Annotated in this window: 22 protein-coding genes; 13 read left to right on the forward strand and 9 right to left on the reverse strand. The window is 69.5% G+C overall.

What is annotated here, in order from left to right; all coding sequences use genetic code 11:
• Positions 1–52 precede the first annotated feature (52 nt).
• From CSW64_RS12875 to CSW64_RS12890, 4 genes are all read left to right on the forward strand, one after another.
• Positions 53–1384 (forward strand): peptidylprolyl isomerase, encoded by a 1332-nt coding sequence (locus tag CSW64_RS12875; RefSeq protein WP_099622496.1) that lies wholly within the window; start codon positions 53–55, stop codon positions 1382–1384.
• Complete coding sequence (gene pdxA, locus CSW64_RS12880) at positions 1381–2382, forward strand: 4-hydroxythreonine-4-phosphate dehydrogenase PdxA (protein WP_099622497.1); 1002 nt, start codon at positions 1381–1383, stop codon at positions 2380–2382. Before CSW64_RS12875 ends, pdxA begins: the two co-directional genes overlap by 4 nt.
• Positions 2383–2398: 16 nt before the next feature.
• Positions 2399–3214: a 16S rRNA (adenine(1518)-N(6)/adenine(1519)-N(6))-dimethyltransferase RsmA gene (rsmA, locus tag CSW64_RS12885; protein ID WP_099622498.1), complete on the forward strand. Its 816-nt coding sequence runs from the start codon at positions 2399–2401 to the stop codon at positions 3212–3214.
• A 64-nt stretch (positions 3215–3278) separates the two neighbouring features.
• Positions 3279–4007 carry an energy transducer TonB family protein gene (locus CSW64_RS12890; protein ID WP_150131405.1) on the forward strand — a complete coding sequence of 243 codons (729 nt, stop codon included), beginning with the start codon at positions 3279–3281 and terminating at the stop codon, positions 4005–4007.
• 4 nt (positions 4008–4011) lie between these two features.
• On the opposite strand, the gene gmk is transcribed toward CSW64_RS12890, so the two are convergent.
• The 7 genes from gmk to fabD all read right to left on the reverse strand — a co-directional run bounded on the left by gmk (position 4012) and on the right by fabD (position 10237).
• On the reverse strand, positions 4012–4662 hold the full coding sequence (gene gmk, locus CSW64_RS12895; protein WP_099622500.1) for a guanylate kinase: 651 nt from the start codon (positions 4660–4662) through the stop codon (positions 4012–4014).
• Positions 4652–5533, reverse strand: a complete 882-nt coding sequence (locus tag CSW64_RS12900; RefSeq protein WP_099622501.1) for a YicC/YloC family endoribonuclease — start codon at positions 5531–5533, stop codon at positions 4652–4654. Before CSW64_RS12900 ends, gmk begins: the two co-directional genes overlap by 11 nt.
• Positions 5534–6580 carry an endolytic transglycosylase MltG gene (gene mltG / locus CSW64_RS12905; RefSeq protein WP_425430343.1) on the reverse strand — a complete coding sequence of 349 codons (1047 nt, stop codon included), beginning with the start codon at positions 6578–6580 and terminating at the stop codon, positions 5534–5536. It lies immediately after the preceding gene.
• Positions 6577–7857 carry a beta-ketoacyl-ACP synthase II gene (gene fabF, locus CSW64_RS12910; RefSeq protein WP_099622502.1) on the reverse strand — a complete coding sequence of 427 codons (1281 nt, stop codon included), beginning with the start codon at positions 7855–7857 and terminating at the stop codon, positions 6577–6579. Before fabF ends, mltG begins: the two co-directional genes overlap by 4 nt.
• 192 nt (positions 7858–8049) lie before the next feature.
• Positions 8050–8289 (reverse strand): acyl carrier protein, encoded by a 240-nt coding sequence (locus CSW64_RS12915; protein ID WP_099622503.1) that lies wholly within the window; start codon positions 8287–8289, stop codon positions 8050–8052.
• 127 nt (positions 8290–8416) lie between these two features.
• Complete coding sequence (gene fabG, locus CSW64_RS12920; RefSeq protein ID WP_099622504.1) at positions 8417–9157, reverse strand: 3-oxoacyl-[acyl-carrier-protein] reductase; 741 nt, start codon at positions 9155–9157, stop codon at positions 8417–8419.
• A 135-nt stretch (positions 9158–9292) separates the two neighbouring features.
• Positions 9293–10237, reverse strand: a complete 945-nt coding sequence (gene fabD, locus CSW64_RS12925) for an ACP S-malonyltransferase (protein WP_099622505.1) — start codon at positions 10235–10237, stop codon at positions 9293–9295.
• Positions 10238–10342: 105 nt separating this feature from the next.
• Here fabD and CSW64_RS12930 point away from each other — a divergent pair, with 105 nt between their 5' ends.
• The 3 genes from CSW64_RS12930 to CSW64_RS12940 all read left to right on the forward strand — a co-directional run bounded on the left by CSW64_RS12930 (position 10343) and on the right by CSW64_RS12940 (position 12792).
• Positions 10343–10972, forward strand: a complete 630-nt coding sequence (locus CSW64_RS12930) for an HAD hydrolase-like protein (protein WP_099622506.1) — start codon at positions 10343–10345, stop codon at positions 10970–10972.
• Positions 10973–11116: 144 nt separating this feature from the next.
• Positions 11117–12193: a zinc-binding dehydrogenase gene (locus CSW64_RS12935; protein ID WP_099622507.1), complete on the forward strand. Its 1077-nt coding sequence runs from the start codon at positions 11117–11119 to the stop codon at positions 12191–12193.
• Positions 12194–12246: 53 nt separating this feature from the next.
• Positions 12247–12792, forward strand: a complete 546-nt coding sequence (locus CSW64_RS12940) for a peroxiredoxin (protein WP_099622508.1) — start codon at positions 12247–12249, stop codon at positions 12790–12792.
• A gap of 3 nt (positions 12793–12795) precedes the next feature.
• On the opposite strand, the gene CSW64_RS12945 is transcribed toward CSW64_RS12940, so the two are convergent.
• A complete protein-coding gene (locus CSW64_RS12945) occupies positions 12796–13329 on the reverse strand; it encodes a DUF2059 domain-containing protein (protein WP_099622509.1) in 534 nt (177 codons plus the stop codon).
• A 239-nt stretch (positions 13330–13568) separates the two neighbouring features.
• Here CSW64_RS12945 and rpsF point away from each other — a divergent pair, with 239 nt between their 5' ends.
• The 6 genes from rpsF (at position 13569) to alr (ending at position 20282) form a co-directional block, all read left to right on the forward strand.
• Complete coding sequence (rpsF, locus tag CSW64_RS12950) at positions 13569–13979, forward strand: 30S ribosomal protein S6 (protein ID WP_099622510.1); 411 nt, start codon at positions 13569–13571, stop codon at positions 13977–13979.
• A 15-nt stretch (positions 13980–13994) separates the two neighbouring features.
• Positions 13995–14276 (forward strand): 30S ribosomal protein S18, encoded by a 282-nt coding sequence (gene rpsR / locus CSW64_RS12955; RefSeq protein ID WP_099622511.1) that lies wholly within the window; start codon positions 13995–13997, stop codon positions 14274–14276.
• A 13-nt stretch (positions 14277–14289) separates the two neighbouring features.
• The gene (gene rplI, locus CSW64_RS12960) at positions 14290–14874 is read left to right on the forward strand and encodes a 50S ribosomal protein L9 (RefSeq protein WP_099622512.1); all 585 of its coding nucleotides are present in this window, start codon (positions 14290–14292) and stop codon (positions 14872–14874) included.
• Positions 14875–15106: 232 nt separating this feature from the next.
• Positions 15107–17527: a TonB-dependent receptor plug domain-containing protein gene (locus tag CSW64_RS12965; RefSeq protein WP_099622513.1), complete on the forward strand. Its 2421-nt coding sequence runs from the start codon at positions 15107–15109 to the stop codon at positions 17525–17527.
• Between the two features lie 133 nt (positions 17528–17660).
• Positions 17661–19148 (forward strand): replicative DNA helicase, encoded by a 1488-nt coding sequence (locus CSW64_RS12970; protein ID WP_099622514.1) that lies wholly within the window; start codon positions 17661–17663, stop codon positions 19146–19148.
• An 87-nt stretch (positions 19149–19235) separates the two neighbouring features.
• Positions 19236–20282, forward strand: coding sequence for an alanine racemase (gene alr / locus CSW64_RS12975; RefSeq protein ID WP_099622515.1), 1047 nt, complete (start codon positions 19236–19238; stop codon positions 20280–20282).
• On the opposite strand, the gene CSW64_RS12980 is transcribed toward alr, so the two are convergent.
• The gene (locus CSW64_RS12980) at positions 20279–20932 is read right to left on the reverse strand and encodes a Yip1 family protein (RefSeq protein ID WP_172448539.1); all 654 of its coding nucleotides are present in this window, start codon (positions 20930–20932) and stop codon (positions 20279–20281) included. The two genes, alr and CSW64_RS12980, sit on opposite strands and share 4 nt — an antisense overlap.
• Positions 20933–20956 lie beyond the last annotated feature (24 nt).

Consider the following 20956-nt stretch of genomic DNA (forward strand, 5'->3'; position numbering starts at 1 on the left):
AGCCGAAGGGATTCCGCCGTGTGCAGCAGTCAGGGGAACTACGAGATTGAACATGTCGGCGCGTAGTGTGACGGGCCTGGCCGCGGCGGCCGCGTCCGCCCTGACCTTTGGCTTGGCCCCCATCGCGTCGGCCCAGGCGCCGACGCTCGCCGCGCCGGCCGCGGCGCCGTCGCAGATCGAGCCGGCGCTGGCCGAAAGCGTGGCCGCCGTCGTCAACGACGACATCATCTCGACCTACGACCTAGTCCAGCGGATGCGTCTGCTGGCGATCACGTCGGGCATCCAGCCCGACCAGAACACCCTGCCCCAGCTTCAGCGCGAAGCGCTGCGCTCGCTGACCGAGGAGCGGCTCCAGATCCAGGAACTGCGCCGGGTCGAGAAGCAGAACAAGGTCTCGATCATCTCCGACGACAAGGAAGTCGACGAAGAGATCGAGCAGATGGCGCGCAACGCCAACAACATGAGCGGCGAACAGCTGCTGACCCAACTGCGCAACGCCGGCATCGGTCCCGAGACCCTGCGCCAGCAGATCCGCGCCGAGGTCAGCTGGCAGAACTACATCCGCGGTCGTTACGGCTCGCGCCTGCGTATCGGCCAGGACCAGATCAAGGCCATGCAGGCCCAGCTGACCGCCTCGGCCAGCAAGCCCCAGTACCAGATCAGCGAGGTCGTGATCGATCCGAACCGGGTCGGCGGAACGCAGAACGCGATGCAGGGCGCGGCCCAGCTGATCGCCCAGATGCAGCAGGGCGCGCCCTTCCCGGCCGTCGCCCGCCAGTTCTCGTCCTCGCCGACCGCCGCCAATGGCGGCGACGCCGGCTGGGTCAGCACCGGCGAGGTCCCGCCGGAGGTCCAGGCGGCGCTCGACCAGATGCGCCCGGGCACGCTCTCGGCGCCCATCGAGACCCAGGACGGGGTCTACATCGTCCTCCTGCGCGAGAAGCGCTCGGGCGCCAGCGTCCAGATGGTGACCCTGAAACAGGCCGCCATTCCGCTGGCCCAGGACGCCGCCCCGGCCCAGGTGGACGCCGCCCGCGCCACCCTGGAGACCCTGCGCCCGCAGGTGACCGGCTGCGCCGACATCGAGGCCAAGGCCGGCGCTGTGCCCGGCGTCATGGCCGGCGATCTCGGCGAGGCGGAAATCGCCGGCCTCAGCCCCGACTTCCAGGCCGCGGTGGCTTCGACCCAGGACGGCCAGCTCTCGCAGGCCATCCGGACCAGCGCCGGCCTGCACCTGATCATGGTCTGCGGCCGTCGCCAGAGCGGCGCCCAGATCCCCTCGGCGCAGCAGATCGAGAACCGCCTCTTCGGCCAGCAGCTGTCACTGATCAGCCGGCGTCTGCTGCGCGACCTGCGCAACGTCGCCACCGTCGAGACGCGGTGACGCCGAGGCCGCTCGCCCTCAGCCTGGGCGACCCCGCCGGGGTCGGTCCCGAGATCGTGACCAAGGCCTGGCGCGCCCTTCGAGGCGCGCCTTCGCCGTTCATGGTGGTGGGCGACGCCCTGGTGCTTCGGGCGGCGCCCGGCGGCGCGGCGCCGGTGCGGGTGGTGTCCGGGCCCGACGAGGCCGCCCGCGTCTTCGCCGAGGCCCTGCCCGTCCTCGATCTGCCCGCCGCCGGTCCCATCGTCGCCGGCCAGCCTTCGGCCGCCGCCGCGCCCGCCATCGTCCGCTGGATCGAGACCGCCGCCGGCCTGGCCCTGTCGGGCGCGGTCGGCGGAGTGGTCACCGCCCCGATCGCCAAGGCCCCGCTCTATGAGGCCGGCTTCCAGTTTCCCGGCCATACCGAGTTCCTGGCCGAGCTGACCGCCGCGGGGGGCCAGGACGGCGCGCGCGGGCCGGTGATGATGCTGACCGCGGCTGACCTGCGCGTGGCCCTGGCGACCATCCACGAGCCGCTGGCGCGCGTGTCGTCGCTGCTGACCATCGAGGGAATCGTCAACGCCGGGCTGGTGACGGCCCAGGCCCTGCGCCGGGACTTCGGGATCGCCGCCCCGCGGCTGGCGGTGGCCGGCCTCAATCCGCACGCCGGCGAGTCGGGCTCGATCGGCCGCGAGGAGGTCGAGATCGTCGAACCGGCCGTGCGCGCCCTGCGCGACCTGGGCGTGGAGGCCTTCGGCCCGAAGCCCGCCGACAGCCTGTTCCACGCCGAGGCGCGGACGACCTACGACGCCGTCCTCTGCCTGTACCACGACCAGGCGCTGATCCCGGTGAAGATGCTCGACTTCTGGGGCGGGGTGAATGTCACCCTGGGTCTGCCGATCGTCCGGACCTCGCCCGACCACGGCACCGGCTTCGACATCGCCGGCCGAGGGATCGCCCGCGAGGACAGCCTGATCGCCGCCATCCGGCTGGCCGGCGAGATCGCCGCGCGGCGGGGATAGGCGTATCTACGACGCGATGACCACTCTGGATTCCCTCCCCCCGCTCCGCGAGAGCCTCGCCGACCACGGCCTGCTGGCCAACAAGAGCTTCGGCCAGCACTTCCTGCTGGACCTCAACGTGACGCGGAAGATCGCCCGCCTGGCCGGCCCGCTGGAGGGCGAGACGGTGATCGAGGTCGGCCCCGGCCCCGGCGGCCTGACCCGCGCCCTGGTCGAGGCCGGCGCGCGAGTGATCGCGGTCGAGAAGGACAGCCGCTTCCTGCCGCTGCTGGGCGAGCTGGCGCAGGCCGCCGACGGCCGCCTGACGATCGTCGAGGGCGACGCCCTGAAGGTCGACGAGGCCCAGCTGGCCGGCGGTCCCGGCCACGTGGTCAGCAACCTGCCCTACAACGTCGGCACCCCGCTGCTGATCAAGTGGCTGACCGGCCCATGGAAGCCGAAGTCCATGACCCTGATGTTCCAAAAGGAGGTCGCCGACCGCATCGCGGCCCCGGCCGGCGCCGGCGCCTACGGCCGCCTCGGCGTGGTCTCCCAGGCCCTGGCCCGGGCCAAGGTGGTCATGGACCTGCCCGCCCGCGCCTTCACCCCGCCGCCCAAGGTCGCCTCGGCCGTGGTCCGGCTCGATCCGCTGGAGACGCCGCCCTCGGCGCCCGAGATCGCCGCCCTGGAGCGCGTCACCGCCGCCGCCTTCGGCCAGCGCCGCAAGATGCTGCGCTCCAGCCTCAGGTCCCTGGGCGGCGTGGCCCTGTGCGAGAAGGCCGGCATCGACCCCAACGCCCGCGCCGAGACCGTGCCCGTGGACGGCTTCCTGCGGCTGGCGCGGGCGCTCTGATCCTCGCTATCTTCGCGTGTGCAGGCGGATCGAATCGCTCGTCCGCCGACCGTGAGCGAATGTCATGAGCGCACTGCTTCTCCTTATGCTGTTCCAGTCCGCGCCCGCGACGACCGACGCAAACCCAAAGTGGATTCAGCACGCCGATGCTTCCGGGCGGACCATCTTCGCCGACTTCATCGGACTGCCCGGACAGGTCACCCTGCTCTGCGAGCTTCCGGTGTCCGGCCGTCTGGAGAACTGCACGGTCGCGAGCGCGACGCCGGAAGGGGTCGGGCATGAGGCGGTCGCGTTGGACGCCGCCAAGACGGCCCGGATGTCGCCGAAGATCGTCGGCGGCGAAGCCACGCCGACCACGGTCCGGTTCACGATGAACTTCCCCGAGGCCGCTCCCTTTCCCCCTTACAAGAGCCCGGAGCCGTCGGACGAAGCCCTGGCGCTCGCCCGCCCGATCGCCGCGCGGATCCTGGCCGGCCAGGGTTCCGGAAGGATCGTCGCCGACGTCGCGGCCGACCGGCAGGCGCTCGTCCAATCCTGGATCGACGAGCTGCTCCCTGTGGATTCCGAGGCCGATCTGCGTCGGGTGTCGCTACAGCTGGCGCGCACCATGACGACGGAGCAACTCACCAACATCGCGGCTGGAAAGCCACCCGGCGGAACGGTTCCCGACTTCGTGACGCTCAACGCGGCTCAGGATCCGGACCCGCGACGCACCGCCGCCGCCGATGAGCTTCGCCGGCGCTACTGCGCCCAATTCGACTGTCGTGATCCGTTCGAGAAGAAGGGACCCTAGCGCCCTACCCCTCGATCGGTTCGTCGAGCAGCTCTTCCACGAAGGGCTCGATCCAGAGGTTGCGCGAGGCCTTCAGGCGCTCGGCGTGGTAGATGTGGGCCAGCTCGGCGTAGGCGCGGTCGAAGTCGTCGTTCATGACCACATAGTCGAAGGTCTTCCACAGCGAGACCTCCTCCTTGGCCCGGGCGATTCGCTGGCGGATCACCTCCTCGCTGTCCTGCGAGCGGGCGTGCAGGCGGCGGCTCATCTCGGCCAGCGACGGCGGCAGGATGTAGACCAGAACGCAGTCGGCCGGGGCCTGGGCGTGGATCTTCATGGCGCCCTGATAGTCGATGTCGAACAGGGTGCTCTGGCCGCGGGCCAGGGCGTCCATGATCGGCGCTTTGGGGCTGCCGTAGCGGTTGCCGTAGACCTCGGCCCATTCCAGGAAGTCGTCCGCCTCGATGCGGCGGTCGAACTCGGCCCGGTCGACAAAGTGGTAGTCGCGGCCGTCGTGCTCGCCCGGACGCGGCGCGCGGGTGGTCGCCGAGATCGACAGGTGCAGATCCGAATGGTCGGCCACGAGGCGACGGGTCAGGGAGGTCTTGCCCACCCCCGACGGCGCCACCACCATCAGCATCAGGCCCCGGGTCGTACGGGCCTCGTCACTCGACATTCTGAACCTGCTCCCGGAACTGTTCGATCACCGCTTTGAGGTCGAGGCCGATGGCGGTCAAGGCCGACGTGGCCGATTTCGAACACAAGGTGTTGGCTTCGCGCATGAATTCCTGCGTCAGGAAGTCCAGGCGGCGGCCGGCCGCGCCCTCTCCCGCCATCAGGGTCCGGGCCGCGGCGACATGGCCGGCCAGGCGATCCAGCTCCTCGCGCACGTCGGCCTTCACGGCCATGGCGGCGGCTTCCTGGGCGATGCGCTCCTCGCCGACATGCTGGGCGAGCAGTTCGGCCATGCGGGCGGCGAAGCGCTCCTTGATGATCAGCGGATGGCCGGCGGCCTCCGACTCGGCGGCGGCGACCAGGGCCTCGATGCGGTCGATCAGGCCGGCCAGCACCGGGGTCAGGGCCGCGCCCTCGGCGAGGCGGGCGGCCTTCAGCCCATCCAGGGCCTGGCCGATGGTGGCGGCGATCGCCTGTTCCAGAGCCGCGCGGGCCTCGGCGTCATCCTCGGCCTCGGCGGCCTCGACCACGCCGCGCAGGCCGAGCAGGCCGTCAGCGGACGGCGGCAGGGCCTTGCCGGCCTCGACATAGGGCTGCATGGCCTCGAGATAGCGCTCCAGCTGGGCGATGTTGACCGTCGCCCCGCCCGCGCCCTCGGCGCGGCGCGCCTGGACGTTGACGTTGACCTGGCCGCGCTGGAAGCGCGCCTGCCCGCCCTCGCGGATCGGTTTTTCCAGGGCGTCGAAACCGGGCGGCGCGCGGAAGCGGACCTCCAGGTTGCGGCCGTTGACCGATCGGGCCTCGACGGCCCAGCTCCAGTCGCCGAGCGCGCCCTCGGCGCGCCCGAACCCGGTCATCCCAGAGAGCGGCATCTACTTGGTCTCCGGCGTCGCCGCGGCGGCTGCCTTCTCGCGGGCGCGCAGGCGTTCGACGTGCCTGGCGTGATCCTCGTAGGTCGCCGAGAAGGCGTGTCCGCCCGTGCCGTCGGCGACGAAGAACAGGTAGTCCGTCTGCGGCGGATCGAGCACCGCGGCCAGCGAAGCCCGTCCCGGATTGGCGATCGGCGTCGGCGGCAGGCCGTCGATGACATAGGTGTTGTAGGGAGTCTCGCCGGTCAGTTCCGACAGGCGGATGCCCCGGCCCAGGGGCCGGCCCTTGCTGATGCCGTAGATGATCGTCGGATCGCTCTCCAGCCGCATGCCCTTGCGCAGGCGGTTTACGAAGATCGAGGCGACCTGCGGCCGCTCGCTGGCGATCCCGGTCTCCTTCTCGACGATCGAGGCCAGGATGACCGCCTCTTCCGGCGTCTTCACCGGCAGGTTCGGCTGGCGCTGGGCCCACAGCTGGGCCAGCAGCTTGTCGCGCGCGTCCATCATGCGCTGGAGCACCGCGGCGCGGTCCTCGCCGCGCTGGAACTCGTAGGTCTCCGGCAGGATCGCGCCCTCGGGCGGGGTCGGGGCCACGCCGGTCAGGGCCGACTCCTTGGCCAGGATCTCGACGGCCATCTCGGAGGTGACGCCCTCGGGGATGGTGACCATCCGGCGGACGATGCGACCCTCGCGGATGTCGTCGAGGATCTTGGCCATCGAGGCCCTGGACGGGAACTCGTACTCGCCGGCCTTCAGCTCCCGCGCCGCGCCGGTGACCTGGGCGGCGGCGATGAAGATGGCGCCGGACCGGATCGCCCCGGCTCGCTCAAGCGAGGAGGCGATCTCGTTCAGGCCCGCGCCCTTGCGCAGGACGACGCTGGTGACCGCCGCCTTGTCCTTGGGCTGCGGACCCGGGCCGCTGTAGCTCCAGGCCGCCCAGATCGCGAACAGCACCACCGCCACGCTGATGGTGGCGAAGGCGCTCATCCCCGCGACGGCGATCCGCCGCGCGAACGGGACGTCCTTGGTATCAGCCGTTTTCCGACTCACGACGCCTTCTTGAAGATGACGCAGGCGTTGGTGCCCCCAAAGCCGAAGCTGTTCGACATCGCGACCTCGATGGCCATCGGTTTCGCCTTGTGCGGGACGAGGTCGATCGGCGTCTCGAATTCCGGATCGTCGAGGTTGATCGTCGGCGGGGCGATCTGGTCGCGGATGGCCAGGATGCTGAAGATCGACTCGATGGCCCCGGCGGCGCCCAGCAGGTGGCCGGTCATCGACTTGGTCGAGGACATGGCGACGTTCTTGGCGTGGTCGCCCATGAACCGCTCCACCGCGCCCAGTTCCAGGCCGTCGGCCATGGTCGAGGTGCCATGGGCGTTGACGTACGTGATGTCGCTGGCCTTCAGGCCGGAGTCCTTCAGCGCCGCGGTCATGGCGCGGAAGCCGCCGTCACCGTCCTCGGACGGAGCGGTGATGTGGTAGGCGTCGCCCGACAGGCCGTAGCCGACGACCTCGGCGTAGATCTTCGCGCCGCGGGCCTTGGCGTGCTCGTACTCTTCCAGGATCAGGACGCCGGCGCCTTCGCCCATGACGAAGCCGTCGCGGTTCCTGTCGTAGGGGCGGCTGGCCTTCTCGGGCGTCTCGTTGAAGGCGGTGGCCACGGCGCGGCAGGCGATGAAGCCGGCGATGCCGATCTCGCAGACCGAGGCCTCGGCCCCGCCGGCGACCATGATGTCGGCGTCGCCATACTTGATCAGCCGGGCCGCGTCGCCGATGGCGTGGGCGCCGGTGGCGCAGGCAGTCACCACCGAGTGGTTCGGACCCTTGAAGCCGTAGCGGATCGAGACCTGGCCCGAGGCGAGGTTGATCAGGGCCGACGGGATGAAGAAGGGGCTGACCCGGCGGGGGCCCTTGTCGCGCAGTTCGATGGCGGTCTTGGCGATGGTGTCCAGGCCGCCGATGCCGGAGCCGATGATCACGCCGGTGCGCAGCTTGGTTTCCTCGTCCGCCTCGGTCAGGCCGGCGTCGCGGACGGCTTCGTCGGCGGCGGCCATGGCGTAGAGGATGAAGTCGTCGACCTTGCGCTGGTCCTTGGGGGCCATGGTCTGGTCGGGATCAAACGAGCCGGGCACATCTGCGCCGCCGCCGCCGCGACCGTCGACCCGCGGCACCTCGCAGGCCACTTCGCAGGCGTAGCCGGTGGTGTCGAAGGCGGTGATCTTGCCGGCGCCGGACTTGCCCGCGAGAGCGTTCTTCCAGCTGATCTCGACCCCATGGCCGAGGGGACTCAGAAGGCCGAGGCCGGTGACGACGACACGACGCATGGGGTCAACTCCCTCCCGATCCGGCGGCGTCGACCGCGTAAGCCCGCGGCGCAGCCCCCGAAACGCGCATTAGCCTAGGTTCCAGGGCCTTCATATGGGGCCCGAAACGAACCGCTCAAACGAAGACCGCCGCGCAATACCGGGATTCCCGATACTGCGCGGCGGCAAATCGACCGGAAAAGGGTCAGCGGATCAACCGCCGACCTTCTCCGTGATGAACTTCACGGCGTCGCCGACCGTCTGGATGTGCTCGGCGGCGTCGTCCGGGATTTCGATGTCGAACTCTTCTTCGAAGGCCATGACCAGCTCGACGTTGTCGAGGCTGTCGGCGCCCAGGTCGTCGATGAAGCTGGCCTTCTCGGTGACCTTTTCGGGATCGGCATCGAGGTGTTCGATGACGATCTTCCGCACGCGCTCGAGAATGTCGGACATAAGTCAGGGTCCTCTATAGGTCTTGTTCGTGGCCGCGCCAGCCAAGGCCGGTCACGGAAATCGGGTGTCGCGTACCATGTTCCATCGGGAGTGACCAGCGGTCAGCCGACGGACACGGGCGACTTCTCTAGATCATCGCCATGCCGCCGTTCACGTGCAAGGTCTGACCCGTCACGTAAGCGCCGGCGTCGCTGGCCAGGTAGACGCAGGCCGCGGCGACGTCCTCGCCGGAACCCAGGCGGCCGGCGGGGATCTTGGTCAGGATGGCCTCGCGCTGGGCGTCGTTCAGGGCGTCGGTCATCGGGCTGGCGATGAAACCGGGGGCGACGGTGTTCACCGTCACGTTCCGACTCGCCACCTCCTGGGCCAGGGCCTTGGAGAAGCCGATCATGCCGGCCTTGGAGGCGGCGTAGTTGGCCTGGCCCGGGTTGCCGGTCACGCCGACCACCGAGGTGATTCCGATGATCCGGCCCGAGCGACGCTTCATCATCCCCTTCAGGGCGGCGCGCGACAGGCGGAAGTAGGATTCCAGGTTCACCTTGATGACCTGCTCCCAATCCTCGTCCTTCATCCGCAGCATCAGGCCGTCGCGGGTGATGCCGGCGTTGGCCACCAGGATGTCCAGCGGCTGGCCGGCGGCCTCTTCGGCGGCGGCGACCAGGCCGTCGACGCTGGCGGCGTCCGACAGATTCGCGACGACGGTGCTGGCGCGCTCGCCGAATTCGGCGGCCAGCTCCTGCAGGACGGCTTCGCGCGTGCCGGAGAGGACGACGTGCGCGCCCTGGGCGTGCAGGGCCTTGGCGATAGCGCCGCCGATGCCGCCCGTGGCGCCGGTGACGAGGGCGGTCTTGCCGGTCAGGTCAAACATGGATGGCATTTCCTCTGTGCGTCCTTCGAGACGGCGCTACGCGCCTCCTCAGGATGACGCAGGGTGGTGATTGCAACTGAGTTCGTCATGGTGAGGAGCGTCGCGCAAGCGGCGCGTCTCGAACCACGCAACGCCTCACAAACTCTTCGCGAACGCTTCCAGGTCGGCCGGGGCGTTCAGCGGGGTCGCCTCGGCGTCCGGGGCGATGCGCTTGGCCATGCCCGACAGGACCTTGCCGGAGCCGGCCTCGGCGAAGCGGGTCACGCCGCCCTCGCCCGCCAGCCACTCCATGCTCTCGCGCCAGCGCACCCGGCCGGTGACCTGCTCGACCAGCATCTTGCGGATCGCTTCCGGATCCAGCGTCGGGCGGGCGGTGACATTGGCGACCAGCGGCGCGCGCGGGGCCAGGATCGTCGCCTCGGCCAGAGCGGCGGCCATCTCGTCGGCGGCCGGCTGCATCAGCGGGCAGTGGAAGGGGGCGGAGACGTTCAGCGGAATGGCCCGCGCGCCGAGTTCCTTGGCCTTTTCGATGGCCTTGTCGACGGCGGCCTTGTCGCCCGAGATCACGACATTGCCCTGGTTGTTGTCGTTGGCCACGACGCAGACGCCGACCTCGGCGCCGGCGGCCGCGGCGGCCTCGGCCAGGGCCAGGTCGGTCTTCGGGCCGATCAGGGAGGCCATGGCGCCCTGCCCCACCGGCACGGCGCGCTGCATGGCCTGGCCGCGGAGCTTCAGCAGACGGGCCGTATCGGCCAGGCTGATGGCGCCGGCGGCGGCCAGGGCCGAGTATTCGCCCAGCGAATGGCCGGCGACGAAGGCCGCCTTCTCGATCCCGACGCCGAACTCCTTCTCAAGCGTGCGGGTGACCGCAAGGCTGACGGCCATCAGGGCCGGCTGGGCGTTCTCGGTCAGGGTCAGGTCGCCCTCGGGCCCTTCGCGCATCAGCGTCGAGAGCTTCTGGTTCAGCGCGTCGTCGACCTCCTGGAAGACTTCACGCGCGGCGGCGAAGGCCTCGGCGAGCTCGGCGCCCATGCCGACGGCTTGGCTGCCCTGACCGGGAAAGATGAAGGCGAGGCTCATGCGAGAGCTCTCCGAAAGTGACGAATCCGGCGCGCACGGTTAGGGGAAAGGGTGACGGCGGGCAACCTTCCCGGTTTTCACCCCCTCCGCGCCAGGACCTTCGATTTGCCCGCCTACAAGCTCGCCATCTTCGATTTCGACGGAACCCTCGGCGACACCCTGGGCTGGTTCCTCGACGTCTCCGACGCGCTGGCGGCCAAATTCGGCTTCAAGCCGATCGACCGCAGCAACATGGACAGCCTGCGCCACATGAGCGCCCGCGAGCTGATGAAGCTGCAGAAGGTCTCGCCCCTGAAGCTTCCGGCGATCGCCAAGCACGTCCAGAAGCTGATGACCCTGGACGCCCACAAGATCGAGATGTTCCCCGGCGCGGCCGACATGCTGCGCAGCCTGCACGCCAGCGGCGTGCGGCTGGTGATCGTCAGCTCCAACTCCGAGGAGAACATCCGCCTGGTGCTGGGGCCGGAGCTCTGCGCCCTGGTCAGCCAGTTCAACTGCGGCGCCTCGGTGTTCGGCAAGGCGGGCAAGTTCAAGAAGGTTCTGAAGGCTCAGGGTGTGAAGGCGGCCGAGGCGGTCAGCATCGGCGACGAGCTCCGCGACATCGACGCCGCGCGCGAAGTGGGGCTCTCCACCGGCGCGGTCTGCTGGGGCTACACCGCGCCCGAAGCTCTGATCGCCCAAAAGCCGGACCATATGTTCCACGCCATGGACGACATCGTCGCCCAGATCGGCTGATCCCGGGGACATGTTCGGCGCAGCGGTGCGCGTCCCCACCCTCGACAAGGACACGCACCGCTGCGCGGAGCATGTCCCTTTTGGACTAGCGTTGCCGTGGCGTCATGGTCTTAGCCTTCCCCAAAACAGAATGGGAGGAAGGCCATGCGGGCCGTGGTGCGTCGGGCGGGCAAGCTGATCTGCGAGGACATCGAGGAGCTGGATCCCGGTCCCGGCCAGGTGCGGGTGAAGACCCTGGCCTGCGGCATCTGCGGGTCTGACCTGCACGCGCTGCATCATTTCGACCACATGGTGGAGATGGGCCGGCGCTCGGGCAGCGGCGGCGGCGACCTGGATCCCAAGAAGGACATCGTCTTCGGCCACGAGTTCTGCGCCGAGGTGCTCGAGGGCGGCCCCGGCGCCGACCGGTTCAAGGCCGGAACGCGCGTGGTCTCGATGCCGGTGAACCTCAGCCCCACCCGGTTCGACGCCGTCGGCTACTCCAACCTCTACCCGGGCGGTTTCGCAGAACGGATGATTCTGACCGAGATGCTGCTGCTGGAGGTGCCGAACGGCCTGTCCACCGAACATGCCGCCCTGACCGAGCCGATGGCCGTGGGCGAACATGCCGTGGCCAGCGCGGCCCTGGACAAGACCTCCGTCGCCCTGGTCATCGGCTGCGGCCCCGTCGGCCTGGCGGTGATCGCGGCGCTGAAGGTGCGCGGACACGGCCCGATCATCGCCGCCGACTTCTCGCCCCGCCGCCGCCAGGCCGCCGAGGTCATGGGGGCCGACGTGGTCGTCGATCCGGCGCAGACCGGCCCGCACACGAAATGGGCGGACTACGGCGTGCCCATGACTGGCGAAGCCATGCGCGCGGCGCTGTTCTCGGGCCAGCAGACCGGCCGGCCGGTGGTGTTCGAATGCGTCGGCGCGCCCGGCGTGCTGCAGAGCGTGATCGAGGGCTGCCCGATGAAGGCCCAGATCATCGTCGCCGGGGTTTGTATGGAGCCCGACCGGATCGAGCCCTCGCTGGCGATCAACAAGCAGCTCGATCTGCGGTTCGTGCTCGGCTACCAGCCCGACGAGTTCGCCCAGAGCCTGTTCAACATCGCCGAGGGCAAGATCGACGTTTCGCCGCTGATCACCGGCTCGGTGGGCCTGGACGGCGTGGCGCAGGCCTTCGTCGACCTCGGCAACCCCGAACAGCACGTGAAGGTCCTGGTGACCCCGAACGGATGACTAGACGGGCGGCGGCGACGGGCCGATCATCCCCCAACAACGGGAGACCCGCCATGAAACGCCTGATCGCCGCCGCCGTCGCCGCTTCCGCCCTGCTGGCCGCCCCGGCCGCCCTGGCGGCGCTCCAGCCGGGCGACAAGGCGCCGGACTTCTCCAGCACCGCCTACCTGGCCGGCAAGGGCGCGCCCTTCCAGCTGTCCAAGGCCCTGAAGAAGGGACCGGTGGTGCTGTACTTCTTCCCCTCGGCCTACACCAAGGGCTGCACCATCGAGGCCAACGAGTTCGCCGTGGCGACGGCCGACTTCAACGCCATGGGCGCGACGGTGATCGGCGTCACCGCCGGCCAGACCGAGCGCCTGGCCGACTTCTCCAAGGAACATTGCCGCGACAAGTTCGCCGTGGCGGCCGTGACCAAGGACACCATCAAGGCCTATGACGCGGTCCTGGCGATGAAGCCGGACCTGTCGGAGCGGACCAGCTACGTCATCGCCCCCGACGGCAAGGTCATCTACGCCTTCAGCGACCTGGCCAATCCGGTCGAGCACGTGGTCAAGACCAAGGAGGCCGTGAAGGCCTGGCGCGCCAAGCACCCGAAGTAGAGGTCAGGACGCCTTCCTGGCCTTGGCCGGCTTGGCCGCCGCCGCCGTGCAGTCGATCCGCTCGCAGAGGCGCGTCATCATCCTCTCGCGCATGAGTGGCAGGTACTTCATGGTCAGATTGCCGGATTCCGCGGTGAAGGCCGGCATCTTGCTCGTGAGCGACTGCCCGGTCGGGCTGCCGTAGAAGTCCGCCAGGGCGCAGATCTCGGTTTCCGTGAAGTGTTTCACCATCAGGGGCTCCAGGTCGGCCAGCATGTCCGGCACGATGGACATGGTGCTTTCCACGGCGATCTCGGCGATCATCTTCTTGGCGTCCGGCGGCAAGTCGGCGCTCTCAGACATGGTCGCCGTCATGGCCGGCATCATGCTGTCCATCATGGACTTCATCATCTCTTCCATGCGCATGGCCTTGATGTAGCGCGCCGAGCAGGCCTTCGCCGTGGCCATTCCGTCCTCGGCCGCAGCAGCGGTCGCGGCGCCGGACAGGCCGCCCGCGAAGAGGACGGCGCAGACGGCGGAACGGACGATCGACTTCATGATTTCCCCCTACGGTTACTCGAACCGGACCCTGCCCGGCCGCCCGCCGGGTCGCAAGACCCTGGCCGGCCTTGCTTTCAGGCCCATTCTCGCGTAATTGCGCGCCTCTTCACGGAAGGCGGTCTATCGCGGAGCCTTCAATGGGTCGGGAAACTCCCGGCCGCCGCGACAGAGCCATCGTGACCGGAGCCTCTTCCCGCCCCGGCCGCGCCGCCTTCCACAACGGAAGAGGAAAACCTATGGCTCTTTACGAGCACGTGGTCATCGCTCGGCAGGACATCTCGCCGCAGCAGGCCGAACAGCTGAACGAAGATCTCAAGGCCCTCATCGAAGGCGCCGGCGGCCACATCGCCAAGATCGAATACTGGGGTCTCCGCAACCTCACCTACCGCATCAAGAAGAACCGCAAGGGCCACTACTCCCTGCTGGCGATCGACGCTCCGTCGGACGCCGTCAAGGAGATGGAGCGCCAGCTGTCGATCAACGAAGACGTGCTGCGCTACATGACCGTCCGCGTCGAAGAGCTCGACCTGGAACTGTCGCCCGTCCTCGCCCGTCGCGACCGCGACCGCGAGCGTTCCGACCGCCCCGAGCGTGGCGACCGTCCTGAGCGCAGCGATCGTCCGCGCGAAGACTTCGCGGCTTCGTAAGGGAGAGACAGGATCATGACCGACACCACCGCTCCCGAAGCGACCGCCTCGGCCCCGGCCTCGACCGGCGGCGCCCGCCGTCCGTTCTACCGCCGCCGCAAGGTCTGCCCGTTCTCCGGCGCCAACGCTCCGAAGATCGACTACAAGGACGTCAAGCTGCTGCAGCGTTACGTCTCCGAGCGCGGCAAGATCGTGCCGTCGCGCATCACCGCCGTCTCGGCCAAGAAGCAGCGTGAGCTGGCCCGCGCCATCAAGCGCGCCCGCTTCCTCGCCCTGCTCCCCTACGTCGTGAAGTAAGGGGTACAGACCGATGAAAGTCATTCTGCTCGAACGCGTGGAAGGCCGTGGCGCTCTCGGTGACGTCGTCACCGTGAAGGACGGCTTCGCCCGCAACTACCTCCTGCCCCGCTCCAAGGCTCTGCGCGCCACGGCCGCGAACCTGAAGGTCTTCGACGCCCAGCGCGCCGAGATCGAGGCTCGCAACGCCAAGGCCAAGGACGCCGCCGGCGCCGCTGGCGAAGCCCTGGACGGCACGTCCTACATCCTGATCCGTCAGGCGGGCGAAACCGGCCAGCTGTACGGCTCGGTCTCGGGCCGCGACGTCGCCGACATCGTGAACGCCGAAGGCGGCAAGATCGATCGCGCGATGGTCGTCCTCGACAAGCCGATCAAGACCCTGGGCGTCCACCCGGTGAAGGTGAAGCTGCACGCTGAAGTCACCGTCACGGTGACCATCAACATCGCCCGTTCGGCCGACGAAGCCGAGCGTCAGGCGCGCGGCGAAAACGTCATCGCCTCGCAGTTCGAGGAAGAGGCTCAGCTGGCGGCGGAAGCCGCGGCCGACCTGCTCGAAGGCGGCGCCGGCCAACAGGACGGCTTCGGCGAAGAGCACTAAGCTCGGCGCCGACAGCGAAAAGACGAAGGGCGGTCCGGTCTCCGGGCCGCCCTTTTTCTATGCCCGCGCGCCTATGCCTTGCCGGTCCTTGCAGCGCTTCCTGGTTTTCTGGAAATCCCCACAGAACAACTGGGCTTTGGTCCGAAGCCTCGTAACACCATGTTCGCTCTCTGAGTTCAGGCTTTGCGACGCCCGCCACAGACGCCGGCGCGCACAACACGAGGGGTAGATCATGCAGTTCCGTACAGGCCTTCTGGCCGCGGCGTCCGTCGTGGCCGTCGCCGCCGGCCAAGCCCAGGCGCAGGACGCCGGCGCGCCCGAGACCCAGGTCGAAGAGATCGTCGTCACCGGCACCCGCGTCGTCGGCCGCAGCCGGCTGGACACCGTCGCGCCGGTCGATGTCGTCACCGCCCAGGCCCTTCAGGAGCGGGGCAGCACCGAGGTGGCCACGGCCCTGTCGTCCACCGTCCCCTCGATCAACTTCCCGCGGCCGTCGCTGACCGACGGGACCGACAGCATCCGTCCCGCGACCCTGCGCGGCCAGGGCCCCGACCAGACGCTGGTGCTGGTCAACGGCGCCCGCCGTCACACCACCGCTCTGGTCAATCTCAACGGCTCGGTCGGCCGCGGCTCCAGCGGCGTCGACCTGAACACCATTCCGTCCGCGGCCATCGACCGGATCGAGGTGCTGCGCGACGGCGCGGCCGCCCAGTACGGCTCGGACGCCATCGCCGGGGTCATAAACCTGCGCCTGCGCGAGGCTGACAGCGGCGGCGGCCTGACGGTCACCCTGGGCAAGTACTTCACCACCCTCGACACCCCGCGCGCCGGTCAGGAGCGCGACATCGAGGACGGCGCCACCGTCACCGTCGGCGGCTGGCAGGGCTTCAAGCTGGGCTCGGACGGCTTCCTGACGCTGTCGGCCGAGTATCGTGACCGCGAGCCGACCAACCGCGCCGACTTCGACCCGCGGGTGACGCCCAGCCGCGTCACGGCTCGTTTCGGCGATCCGGACGTCACCGACTACGCCATCTACGCCAACGCCGGGAAGCCGCTGAACGAGACCTGGGAGGCCTACGGCTGGGCCGGATACCAGAAGCGCAAGGGCGAGGCCGCGGCCTTCTATCGGCTGCCGGGCAGCACCAGCCAGAACATTCCGTCGATCTATCCGAACGGCTTCCTGCCGCTGATCACGACCGAGGTGCAGGACTTCAACCTGGCCGGCGGCCTGCGCGGCCAGATCGCCGACACCCGGCTGGACATCAACCTGGTCTATGGCCGCAACGAGGTCGAGTACGGGGTCAATAACACGCTCAACGCCTCTCTCGGCGCGACCTCGCCGACCTCGTTCGACGCCGGCAGCCTGATCTACGACCAGCTCGTCCTGAGCGTGGACGCCTCGACCGAGATCCAGCTGTCGCATCTGGCCGGCCCGCTGAACCTGGCCTACGGCCTGGAAGCCCGCCGCGAGACCTACGAGATCAAGGCCGGCGAGCCCGACTCCTACCGCTCCGGCCCGTTCAACCCACCCGGCCTGCCCGGCGCCCAGGCCTTCCCCGGCCTGCAGCCCGCCAACGAGATCGACCGCGACCGCACCGCCGTCGGCGTCTACCTCGATCTCGAAGGCGAGGTGATCGAGAACCTGACCCTGTCGGGCGCCGTCCGGGCGGAGCACTATTCCGACTTCGGCTCCAACGTCAGCGGCAAGGTCGCCGCGCGCTACGACTTCAACGACAGCTTCGCCATCCGCGGCGCCGCCTCCAGCGGCTTCCGCGCGCCCAGCCTGCAGCAGCAGTATTTCACGGCCACCTCGACGGTGTTCATCGACGGCGTGCCCTTCGAGACCGGCACCTTCCCGTCGACCAGCGCGGTCGGGCGGGTCCTCGGCGGAACGCCGCTGGAAGCTGAGACCTCGGAGAACTACAGCCTCGGCTTCGTCTTCCGCCGCGGGCCGTTCGAGCTGACCGTCGACGCCTACCAGATCAACGTCGACAACCGCATCGTGCTCTCGGAGAATATCACCGGCAGCGCCACGGCGGCGCCGGGCAGCACCGCGCGGATCATCTTCGACCTGCTGTCGCCCTACGGCGTGTCGGCGGCGCGGTTCTTCATCAACGGCGTCGACACCGAGACCCGCGGCGTCGATATCGTCGGCCGCTACCGGCTCGAGACCGAGAACCTCGGCCGCTTCGACTTCACGGCCGCCGGCAACTACAACACGCTGGAGGTCACCGCGACGCCGACCACCGCGCCGCTGTCCGCCCTGCCTGTCCCGCCGGCCCTGTTCTCGCGCCAGAACGTCAAGCGGTTCGAGGAAGGCGCGCCGGAAACCAAGTGGGTCCTGCAGGGCGACTGGAAGCGCGGCCCGCTGGGCGCGACCCTGCGGACCACCTACTACGGCGACGTCCTGGCGGCCGGCACCACCCCGGCGGCCGACGCCAAGACCGGCGACCACTGGCTGGTCGACCTGGAGGCCCGCTACGAAACCCCGTGGGGGGTGAAGCTGGCCGTCGGCGCCGACAACCTCCTGGACGAGTATCCAGACGCCCTGCCGATCGCGCTGAACACCACCGGCGCGGCGCCCTACAGCTCGTTCTCGCCGTTCGGCTTCAACGGCCGCTACGTCTACACCCGGCTGAGCTACAGCTGGTAGCATCGGAGGCCGCGCGGGCGGGCCATTGCCCGCGCGGCCGACTCCTCCGAACATACACAGAACTTCACAGTTGAATCGCGGCTGCGCCCGCGCGACGCAGGCGTCGTCCGCGGCATCGCGTTAACCTACGTAAATGGCCATCGTCCCCGCCCTCGATCTTCGCCCCGTCCCGGGCGAGCAGCCCGCCAATGTCGTCCCCTCGAACATCGAGGCCGAACAGGCCCTGCTGGGCGTGATGATGTACGACAACGCCGCCTACGAGCGGCTGAGCGACCAGCTGCAGGGCCGGCACTTCTACGAGCCCTTCCACCAGCGGCTGTACAGCGCCATCGAGAGCCACATCCGCAAGGGCCAGCTCGCCGAGCCGATCCTGCTGGCCGAGGAGTTCAAAAGCGACGCCGCGTTCCAGGAACTGGGCGGCGTCCGCTACCTGGCCGACCTGTACGAGCGCGCGCCGCCGGCCGCCAACGCGCCGGACTACGGCCGGGTGATCTACGACCTGGCCCTGCGCCGCGAACTGATCCGCATCGGCGGCGAGATCCTGGTCGAGGCCCAGGGGGCCGATCCCGACATCACCGCCCGCGACCAGATCGAACAGGCCGAACAGAAGCTCTACGGCCTGGCCGAAAGCGGCACCGCCAGCGGCGGCTTCGTCAGCTTCGAACACGCCTTGACCGGCGCCGTGTCCATGGCGGCCGAGGCCTACTCGCGCGACGGAGCGCTGGCCGGTCTGTCCACGGGGCTGATGGACCTCGACAAGCAGCTCGGCGGCCTGCACCCGTCGGACCTTCTGATCCTCGCCGGCCGTCCCTCGATGGGGAAGACGGCGCTGGCCACCAACATCGCCTTCAACGTGGCCAAGGCCTATGCCTGGGAGCCGCAGCCGGACGGCACCCGTAAGACCGTCAACGGCGGGGTGGTGGCCTTCTACTCGCTCGAAATGAGCGCCGAACAGCTGGCCATGCGTATCCTGGCCGACGCCTCCGGCGTGTCGGGCGACAAGCTGCGCAAGGGCGAGATCGACGCCAGCGAGTTCGGCCGACTACGCGACGCCGCCATCGAGATCCAGGAAGCGCCGCTCTATGTCGACGCCACCGGCGGTCTTTCCATCGCCAAGCTGACCGCCCGCGCCCGCCGCCTGAAGCGCGCCGTGGGCCTGGACCTGATCGTCATCGACTACCTGCAGCTGGTCACCACCGACGGCGGAAGCGCCCAGGGCCGCGTGCAGGAGGTCTCGGCCATCACCGGCGGCCTGAAGGCCCTGGCCAAGGAGCTGAACGTCCCGGTCATCGCCCTGTCCCAGCTCAGCCGCCAGGTCGAGAACCGCGAGGACAAGAAGCCCCAGCTGTCGGACCTGCGGGAATCGGGCTCGATCGAGCAGGACGCCGACGCGGTGATGTTCGTGTACCGCGAGGCCTACTACCTGGGCCGGATGGAGCCGCGCGAGGGCACCCCGGAGCACATGACCTGGCAGGAGGAGATGGACAAGATCGCCGCCGTCGCCGAGGTCATCATCGGCAAGCAGCGTCACGGCCCAATCGGCACGGTGAAGCTGCACTTCAACTCCGACACCACCCGCTTCGGCAACCTCGCCCGCGAAGGCCGGTTCGACGTCCGCTAGCGGCGCGGGAACGTCGATGCCTCCAGGCTATGGGGCGCCGACGGACGGGTGCTTGACCCGGTTCCTCCCGCGCCTTAGCCCGGCCGAATGACCACCCGGCTGACCATCGACCTCGACGCCCTCGCCCGCAACTACGCCCTGGTCCGCCGGACCGCGGGCGTGGAGGCGGCGCCGGCGGTCAAGGCCGACGGCTACGGCCTGGGCGCGATCGCCGCGGCCCGCCGGCTGGTCGCCGAGGGCGCGACCACCTTCTACGTCGCCCGCCTGGACGAAGGCCTGGCCCTGCGCCAGGCGCTCGGATCGGCGCCGGTCATCCAGGTGCTGGACGGCGTCACCGACGGCGTGGCCCGCCCCCTGGTCGACGCCGGCCTGACCCCGGTGGTCAACAGCCTCGACCAGGCCGAACGCTGGCTGGCCGAGGGCGACGGCTCGGCGGTCACCCTGCATGTCGACACCGGCATGAACCGCCTGGGCGTCACCCTGGCTGAGGCCGCCGGCCTGCGCGGGCGGTTGGCGGTCGCCCAGGTGATGAGCCATCTCGCCTGCGCCGCCGAGCCGGACCATCCGATGAACGCCGCCCAGCTGGCCGCCTTCCGCGACGCCCGGAGCCTTTTCCCCGACGCCCTGGCCAGCCTGGCCGCCTCGGCGGGAACCTTCCTGGGCCCTGACTATCGTTTCGACCAGGTGCGCCCCGGGATCACCCTCTACGGCGGCGGCCCGTTCGACGCCTTCGATCCCCGCATCGCGCCGGTGGCGACGGTCGAGGCGGCCATCCTTCAGGTGCGACACGTCCCGGCCGGCGACGCGATCGGCTACGGCGCGGCCTTCGTCGCCGAGACGCCCATGGCGGTCGCCATCGTCGCGGCCGGCTACGCCGACGGCGTGCCGCGATCGTCACACCCGCGCGGCGCAGCCTGGTTCGCCGGAAAACGCCGCCGCCTGCTCGGCCGGGTGTCGATGGACATGGTCGCCGTCGACGTCACCGGCTGCGCCGACGCGCGGCCGGGCGCGATGATGGAGCTCATCGGCCCGAACCTGCCCGTGGACGAGGCGGCCGCCGCGGCGGGCACGACGGCCTATGAACTGCTGACCCGGCTGTCCGGCCGGGCCGAGCGGAGACGCCTCGGCGGCTAGTGGAGGCCGCCGAGCGTGGCCGCGACATTGGCCGCGCCGACCGCGCCCAGGCCCGCCGTGATGACGATCGCCGAAGCGACCCAGCCGATGACCGCCTGGATGACCACCGCCAGGATGATCGCGACCGCGGTGAACCCCAGCGCCTTCTGCTCCGGAACCTTCATCATCTTCGGCAGGCCGAGATAGAACAGGTAGAGGGAGTAGATTCCGCCGGCGATGGCGATCAGCCAGCCGATGATCGGCACGAAACCCAGGCCTCCTCCGACCCAGGCCGCCGTCGCGCCGTAGGCCACGCCCTTGAAGGCCTGGATCTGGCTGCGGGTCCCGTCGAAACTGGGCGCCAGGGCGTCCACCACCAGGGCGAACACATAGACCCCGACCAGCGCCAGGCCGTAGCTGAGCACGGCCATCACGATCGTCCCGATCAGGGTGAAGGCGACATAGCCTCCAAACAGCGGGGCGAGCAGCAGATTGCCCAGGATGGTGGCGATCGGCGGCAAGGCCGCCAGGATCATGACGTAGCCGGTGTAGAGACCCTTGACCGTCGCCGGTTCGCCATCGATCGCGTCCCAGGTCGGCTTGGGCCGCAACAGGATGTCCTGCACCCGTTGAACCAGCCCCGACGACGATCCTCCGTCCACAACGCTCATTGCAGCAGCCCTCCAATGGCCAAA

The organism is Caulobacter mirabilis (assembly GCF_002749615.1).
Lineage (GTDB): Bacteria > Pseudomonadota > Alphaproteobacteria > Caulobacterales > Caulobacteraceae > Caulobacter > Caulobacter mirabilis.